The following is a 7,637-nucleotide window of genomic DNA, read 5'->3' as shown; positions in this document are numbered from 1 at the left end:
GGTAGGTATAGATTGAAGCTCTTTGTCAGGTGCTTCGTATCTTCGATAGTTGCTGGGGATTTCCCTTCATTAGTGGATTATATTACACGCCAGAATTTATATGTTTGGGGCTCTCGGCAAAGTATCTGAATCAACTTCGAAGCAAGACTCCATTTTGCGGGGATATTTTGTGCTCAAAGAGATAATTAAGGTTTACATAATATTTGGCAGGATGCAGTATGGTACAATATCAGTCATATAGGCAATTTGCAAAGGTACGAAATCTTTTTGTAGTTAGAGGATTTGAATGCAACCAAACAACTTGATTTATACGTATACTTAAATATAAGAGGGTACGATAGTGAGGCGTTAAACTAGGAGAGGCGGTATGAGGATGGATTCATGGAGAGGCTGGCTGAAGGAATCGTACGGGAAGAAGCTTTCTAAGCTGCATGCATGGAATGCCTGGATTATTGTGCTCCTTGCACTAACGGGAATCATTCTTTATATCCCTTCGATTCGGGGCGATTTGGGAGCATTTCGTGTATTTATGAAGCAAGCGCATATTGTAATCGGTTTCTTATCCATTCTGGTTATAGCCATGTATGTGCCGCTAATTCCTAAGCATTGGAAGCAAATCAGAAACAAGCTGAACCAGCGGTGGAACCTGATCATAGTACTGGGGCTGCTGGTTGGCTGGAGCGTTACAGGACTCATTTTATGGCAGTTCCGCAGCCTCCCACCCATATGGAGCAACTTATCATTAGTACTGCATGATTTATTTACATGGGTTGGCATTCCTTATGCTGCTTATCATTCGATTTCCCGCAGCCGATGGTTAAAGTCCATGCGTTCCCAGGAGATAAAGGCTGCTGCAGCCCAAGCCCAAGCGTCTATGGAATTGGAAAAAAAAGTCGCAGCAGCATCATCAGGGGCTGAAGTGGAAGGGCGGATGGCTCCCCAAGCTTTTGTAGAGTATTTGAAAAAAACGCCGATTTCTCGAGCAAATTTTCTGCGACTAGTTGCCGGACTTGTGCTAGTATTTGGTGTGGGGCCTGCGTTTTATCGATGGATGAAATCAGTCTCGGATACAGGTGGCGAGGAGCTTGATAAGCTGGTCGACAATGATGGCAATCATATGCTTCCTGCCCCGGTAGCACTTGCAGAATCTAATCCTCCTATTGGCGGTGGGGGGAAGGGTGAGTTTCGGATTTATACCGTAACGGATATTCCTTCATTTTCAAGCGATAACTGGCAGTTCGTCATTTCAGGATTGGTAGATAAGCCGATTTCTTGGAGCTGGGAAGAATTGTTGAAGCTTCCCCGTAAGGTCCAGGTAAGCGACTTTCACTGTGTAACCGGTTGGTCAGTCTATAGTTTGACCTGGGAGGGCATTCCGTTATCGGATCTGCTCAAAATAGCGGGTGTAAAGAGTAAGGCCCGTTTTGCTAAAATGTATTCCGGGGATAAGGTATATACGGATTGCCTATCCTTGGAGCAAGCGCGGCTGGAAGATGTGATGGTGGCGATACTGATGGATGGCAAGCCACTTCCGCAGCAATTGGGAGGGCCGGTCAGGCTTGTCGTTCCAAAAATGTACGCTTATAAATCGGTCAAATGGCTGCAGGCGATCGAATTAATAGAAGAAGAGCATATGGGATATTGGGAAGTACGAGGATATGATAATGATGCATGGGTTCCAGGGAAAAGGCTCACTTAGGCTCATGAAAAAGTAATAATAAGAAAAGTGATAAAAAAAGGAAGGAAGATCATTTTGCATTTGCTCTCGCTTAACATCAGTAAGCCGGTTACGATAGATTATAAGGGGAAGCCTCTGGAGACCGGTATTTTTAAACAACCCGTAGATAGAAGATTGATGCTGTCATTCACTCAATTGGAAGGCGACGGGCAAGGAGATATGATCAACCACGGCGGAGAGGATAAAGCGGTCTGTGCCTATTGCGAGGAGCATTACGCATATTGGGAAGATAAGCTGGAGCGCAAACTTTCCTATGGAGCGTTCGGTGAAAATTTTACCGTTACAGGGCTGTTGGAGGCGGACATCCATATTGGGGATATATTTGCGATAGGAGAAGCGGTTGTGCAAGTCAGCCAGCCACGGCAGCCATGCTTCAAGCTGGGATGGAAGTACAAAGTTCCGGAGCTGCCAGAGCAAGTGCAGAATACGGGCTATACAGGCTACTATTTCCGTGTATTGAAGGAAGGGAGCGTCTGGGCAGGGGATGATTTTAGGTTGATTGAGCGTCATTCTTTGGGAATCTCTGCTGCGGAAGCTAACAGGCTGAAGTATCATGATAAGACGGATTTGGCAGGCATTCAGGCATTGCTTGCAGTTGACGCTCTGGCTGATAGCTGGAGGAAATCTTTTGAAAAGAGATTATTAGGCAATTAAAGGGCGACTAAGGGATTAAACTGGCTTATCAGTGAAGCAATGAATTTGCTGTGACGAATGGAGGAACTGGGGTGGATTACAGAAGTGAGCCGCCCATTTCGGGCGTTATATTAGCCGGCGGAAGCAATCGGCGAATGGGCGGCAAGATGAAAGCAATGCTGAGCTTAAAAGGGGAGCTGTTCATAGAACGGCAGCTAACCGAGATGAGCATCATTTGCAGTGAGATTCTTATCATCACCAATGAACCGGCTATGTTTGAACAGCAGCTGTCATGGCCACGGCAGCATGTGCGGCTTGTCTGCGACCAGCAGCCAGGGAATGGGCCGCTGGCAGGGTTGCAAGCTGCAATGGCAGTGGCGCAATACAACGAGCTATGGGTCGTTGCATGCGATATGCCATTCATCTCCTCCAGAGCCGCCGAAATGCTGCTTGCGCTGCGGCGAAGTCAGGGAAAGGCAGGCTACGATGCCGCGGTTCCTTTGCTTAACAGCAGATTACAGCCACTGCATGCGATATACCATAGAAGATGCCATAATGTGATTAATGAACTGCTCGAAGCAGAGCAATACAGGATGATGGGACTTTTGGAGCGGTTGGACTATGCTGAGGCTGAACCGAGTTCTTTTATGGATAGAGGCGTATCATCGAATTTTGCTGAAAATGTTAATACACCTGAGGAGCTGCGCAGCTTGGAGAGGTCGTAAGTTTTAATTTGAACAGTAAACGTTCTTGATTATATTGTATGTAAGGAATGTTGACATACATCTATTTTTTTTGAGTGAAGTATGAAATAATAAAGAGATACCGGATTGTAGCATTCTACTGAAATAAACGGGAATTTCACTGGACAGGGGATCGGAGGTGTCGGTTATGTCAGCCATTTTAACGGATCGATACGGTAGGGTTCACGATTATTTGAGGATATCCGTCACCGATCGCTGCAACCTGCGTTGTGTTTACTGCATGCCGGAGGAAGGGATGGAGTTCGAGCCTGAGGAGAACATGCTTAGCTTCGATGAAATCTATGAAGTCGTAAGAGTGCTGGCTGGACTTGGTGTTCGCAAGCTGCGTATTACCGGTGGTGAGCCGCTCGTGAGAAAAAACTTGGAACAATTGATAGGTCAATTATCGGCTATTCCTGGTATTGAAGATATAGCTTTGACAACGAACGGTATTTATTTTGCCGGACGGGCTGAAAAACTGCGTGCAGCCGGATTGACTCGCATTAATATTAGCTTGGATTCGCTTCGTGCTGATCGCTTTTCACTCATCACTCGTGGCGGAGATATTAAACGTGTTCTGGATAGTATAGAAGCTGCTTATCGTGTCGGTTTAGATCCGATCAAGCTTAATGTTGTGCTAATGAAGGGTGTTAATGACGATGAGATCGACGATTTTTTACAAATGACTATTGACCGTAAGGTTCAGGTGCGGTTTATCGAATATATGCCAATCGGGCATGACGATGCTGGTTGGAAAAACAAATATGTACCGCTCAGTACTGTAAAGGACCGCTGTGTGGAACGTGGTTGGACAGCAAATCCGTCCGGAGAAGTTTATGGCAATGGCCCATCCCAAAATTTCCGTATAGAAGGAGCTCTCGGATCATTTGGGCTGATTCATCCTGTCAGTGATCATTTTTGCCAAACCTGCAATCGTCTCCGTTTGACAGCGGATGGGAACATCAAGCCGTGCCTCTATTGGTCGGATGAGTTTAACGTGAAGACTTATATCGGAAATGATCAGGCGTTGGCGGATTTGTTTCTTAAAGCGTTGGATATTAAACCGGAGAGCCATGAAATGGCCAAGGCATTGCTCAGCGAGCAGCAAAGCCATATGCCTACGCTGCGGAGAATGTCACAGATCGGAGGTTAAAGCTAAGTGTCGGGGTATAGATTTCAGCGTAAGCTGATTAAGGTGGAGGATGCACAGCAAGCGGTCCTTCACCATGTACGTCTCCAGGAGAGAGAGGAAGTTCTACTTGAGGAGAGCTTTGGACGAAGACTGGCGGAGCCGGTAAGTGCAAGTCACCCAGTCCCGCACTTTCGACGTTCTGGAGTCGATGGCTACGCCGTTCGCGCAGAGGATAGTTATCAAGCGTCGCCGGAGAACGCGGTTACTTTGGAAGTAACCGAAACGATACCATGCGGGGTAATTCCAGTCTCCGGCGTGGAGCGGGGACAAGCAGCGCGAATTATGACCGGAGCGGTTGTTCCCTCAGGCGCTGACGCAGTTATTATGCTTGAAATGACCGAGGCTTCAGCTAGTGAAGTAAGTATTCGCAAGCGTATGGACAAGGGAGAGAACATTACACCCATTGGTCATGAGGTGCAAGAGGATGAACTGCTGCTGCAGTTAGGCCAGACCATTGGTCCAGGGGAAGCTGCTCTGCTTGCTGCTTTTGGATATGAGAGGGTGTGCGTGTTTCGTAAGCCGCGGGTTGCGATATTTTCCACCGGATCGGAGCTGTTGGAGGTAGGACGGCCACTGGAGCATGGAAAAATCCGCAATAGCAACAGCTATATGCTGGCCTGTCAGGTTCAAGAGGCTGGCGGAGTCCCACTCATAATGCCGATACTGCCGGATGATCCGGAGTGTGTAGAGGCAGCACTGCTGAAAATAATGGAGCAGGTTGATTTTATCATAACGACTGGCGGTGTTTCTGTCGGTGACAAGGATGTATTAGTCGATCTGTTTGAGCGGTGGGATGGCAGACTGCTGTTTAACAAAGTGGCTATGCGGCCAGGCAGTCCTACCTCTGTCGGCTTATGGAGAGATAAGCTGCTGTTTGCTTTGTCAGGCAATCCGGGGGCCAGCTATGTTGGATTTGAGCTGTTTGTCCGCCCTTATATGCGGGGTCTGCTCGGATATTCAGCAATGATCCATAATGAAATTACAGGAAGTCTGCAGACGGATTATTCTAAAGGCTCTGCTTATCCCAGATATGTAAGAGGAACTGTATCCGTTAACAATAGTTCGGTTTTCGTTAAGCCAGCCGGTACAGATAAATCGAGTAATATGGTATCCATAAAGGATGCTGACTGCCTTATCTGTATTCCAGCAGGCGGCAGAGGTGCCGCTAAGGGAGAAACGGTTCGCGTGATTTTACTGAAGGAGCCGGATCTTTAGAGTGAACAATGGAAAAACCCCCCGTTAAGCGATAACGCTTGACCGGGGGTTTTTGTTAGTTGAATCCAAGTATTAGTTTTGTATACTTTGTTTCGTTTAGCCTTGAAACCGTGCTCGTCCATCAAGGAAGGCCCGGGTAAATTAAATAAATGTACGAGATACGATAACTAACAAGATAAACAACACAAGGATTACACCTGTAGATGTATGGAATCCGCCCATTTGTAAATCCCCCTTTCAGAAGACATATTGTACTATATGCTGAGGGGGTTAAAGATGATTGGACGTTACTTTAAATGGGCGCTAGTTGGGGGGGGAGAGAGTGGTGATTGATAATAGCCGGGCTGCGGGCTTCAGTAAGTTTCTCCGATCGCTGTTGTCCATTTGTTGTTTTCATTAGTATGAAATCAGGGTAACAACAAATGGACAAAGGCGACCACTCCGTTTCTCCGAAACTTACTGACCCCTCCGCCCGGCTGATCAATCAGCGGATAAGATCACTGGTCACTCCCCTTTAAGTTTGGGAGTAGAGGGATGCGAGGCTGTATAGTATGCCTCGACATCAAGGGCCAAGGGCGAAGGACCAAGAGCCAAGGCCCAAGGCCCAAGGCCCAAGAGCCAAAAGAGAAAAAATTAATTAATAAGTGGAGCCGCCATGAAGGTAGCGAAGCTCCCACTGGGAATCGGCTATGTAGTCAACTCGGACACCACCGGATTCTTTTGAGTAAGTGTGAAGCATTTTGCCATCCCCCAAATAGATGCCTACGTGGGTGACGGTTTCGGTTGCTTTATTGATCCCATTGTAGCTGGCGGCGGAATTTCCTTTATAAGACATAAAGAAAAGCAAATCCCCCTTCTTTAATTTCTTCCAATCGGAGCTAGTTTTGCCTACGGCTTTTACATAGGCTGACTGGCTGCGGGAGTCTCCAGGCAGCAGCTGCCCGATGCCATCCAGATAGGATTGCCGAACAAAGTCGGAGCAATCGAAGGTGGAGGTGTTGTCGCGGCTGGAGCCGAATTCATAAGGTATGCCCAAATATTTCATCCCTGCGTCAATGACCTTTTGAGCGGCAACAGCAGGAGTCAACAGCTTATAGGGTTCAACATAAGTAGTTGTTATATATTTATTGCTTGTGCTGACAAATCCGGACACACCGTTTTTGTCTTGAATGTTGTACCAGTTTTCGTTCGTCTTATCCAGTACGAGCACCTCTTCGCCTTTCTGCAGATAACGGATTCGGCTTGCATCCGTATTAGATCCTGTCCGGAAGGAGACGGAGCTGACGATTGTTGCATTAGGAGGTGACGGAAACAATTCTTCTAGAGGCTCTTCTACAGGTCCTTCTACCTCCTTGAAGGTGGTAGTAATATATTGGGAGCCAGTGCTGACATAGCCGACTACATTATTTTTGTCCCCTACTTTGTACCAGTAGCTGTTTACCTTTTCCAATACCCAGACTTGCTCGCCCTTTGGTATATAACGGATACGAGAGGCATCGGTTGAAGGTCCTGTCCGAAAGGATACTGAGCTTAAAATTTCTCCGTTCGGCTCTGGGGTTACACTTACGGTTGTCAATTGAATGTAGGTGGAAGAAGATGAGACATAACCGACGGTTCCTTTGGAATCTTTCACTTGCAGCCAATTGCTGTTCGGAGTACTGACAATATCCAGCAGCTCTCCTGGCTGTAAGTAACGTATGCGTTCTCCTGATGTAGACGGCTCAGTACGGAAGTTGACGGATTGAACAATCTTAACCTTTTGAATATCGACCGTGTAGGCCAAAGCGTGATATGGAACGGCAGATAAAGTGATAGCAGAGCAGATAAGCAGGGTAAGCAGCTTCTTTTTCACTGGGGTAAGACCTCCAAAGCTAGGATGTATGTAAGCTGTCTGACAGAGGTTCAGATCTTTCCTTTTATTTCACAATCTACCTCTTGATTTGATCATAGCATAGCTATTTTTATAATTTTATAAGAAAAATTTTACAAATCCCGAACATGCCGATTGTTATTCTAGGTATTTTGGATTATATCGCAGAAACTAAACGTCTTTCTTTTATGAAAAACAGAGAAAAAACTACTATATTATCGGTACATCTTAGGTTGGAGAATGAAT

The 7,637-nt window shown here is 46.5% G+C and carries 7 protein-coding genes; 5 read left to right on the top strand and 2 right to left on the bottom strand.

The features are described 5' to 3' along the window. Nucleotides 1-373: 373 nt before the first annotated feature. From ACFQ0C_RS23150 to ACFQ0C_RS23130, 5 genes are all read left to right on the top strand, one after another. Nucleotides 374-1,699: a molybdopterin-dependent oxidoreductase gene (locus tag ACFQ0C_RS23150; RefSeq protein ID WP_379370013.1), complete on the top strand. Its 1,326-nt coding sequence runs from the start codon at nt 374-376 to the stop codon at nt 1,697-1,699. Nucleotides 1,700-1,753: 54 nt separating this feature from the next. Further along, a complete protein-coding gene (locus ACFQ0C_RS23145) occupies nt 1,754-2,392 on the top strand; it encodes an MOSC domain-containing protein (RefSeq protein ID WP_379370011.1) in 639 nt (212 codons plus the stop codon). 71 nt (nt 2,393-2,463) lie between these two features. Continuing rightward, nucleotides 2,464-3,096, top strand: a complete 633-nt coding sequence (gene mobA, locus ACFQ0C_RS23140) for a molybdenum cofactor guanylyltransferase (protein ID WP_379370009.1) — start codon at nt 2,464-2,466, stop codon at nt 3,094-3,096. 166 nt (nt 3,097-3,262) lie between these two features. Continuing rightward, complete coding sequence (gene moaA / locus ACFQ0C_RS23135; RefSeq protein ID WP_379370007.1) at nt 3,263-4,267, top strand: GTP 3',8-cyclase MoaA; 1,005 nt, start codon at nt 3,263-3,265, stop codon at nt 4,265-4,267. Between the two features lie 6 nt (nt 4,268-4,273). After that, the gene (locus tag ACFQ0C_RS23130; protein WP_379370005.1) at nt 4,274-5,521 is read left to right on the top strand and encodes a molybdopterin molybdotransferase MoeA; all 1,248 of its coding nucleotides are present in this window, start codon (nt 4,274-4,276) and stop codon (nt 5,519-5,521) included. Between the two features lie 141 nt (nt 5,522-5,662). On the opposite strand, the gene ACFQ0C_RS23125 is transcribed toward ACFQ0C_RS23130, so the two are convergent. Together ACFQ0C_RS23125 and ACFQ0C_RS23120 are read right to left on the bottom strand one after the other, a co-directional pair. After that, a complete protein-coding gene (locus ACFQ0C_RS23125) occupies nt 5,663-5,743 on the bottom strand; it encodes a YjcZ family sporulation protein (RefSeq protein WP_379370022.1) in 81 nt (26 codons plus the stop codon). 415 nt (nt 5,744-6,158) lie between these two features. Continuing rightward, nucleotides 6,159-7,373: a C40 family peptidase gene (locus ACFQ0C_RS23120; RefSeq protein WP_379370003.1), complete on the bottom strand. Its 1,215-nt coding sequence runs from the start codon at nt 7,371-7,373 to the stop codon at nt 6,159-6,161. Between the last annotated feature and the right edge of the window lie 264 nt (nt 7,374-7,637).

Source organism: Paenibacillus sp. GCM10027630 (genome assembly GCF_042676305.1).
Classification (GTDB): domain Bacteria; phylum Bacillota; class Bacilli; order Paenibacillales; family NBRC-103111; genus Paenibacillus_S.
This window is presented reverse-complemented; position numbering and strand designations above follow the sequence as displayed.

Bases quoted from the DNA above. Each gene is read 5' to 3' on its own strand.
- ACFQ0C_RS23150 (WP_379370013.1), top strand. From the start codon at position 374: ATGGATTCATGGAGAGGCTGGCTGAAGGAATCGTACGGGAAGAAGCTT.
- moaA (WP_379370007.1), top strand. From the start codon at position 3,263: ATGTCAGCCATTTTAACGGATCGATACGGTAGGGTTCACGATTATTTG.
- ACFQ0C_RS23125 (WP_379370022.1), bottom strand. From the start codon at position 5,743: ATGGGCGGATTCCATACATCTACAGGTGTAATCCTTGTGTTGTTTATC.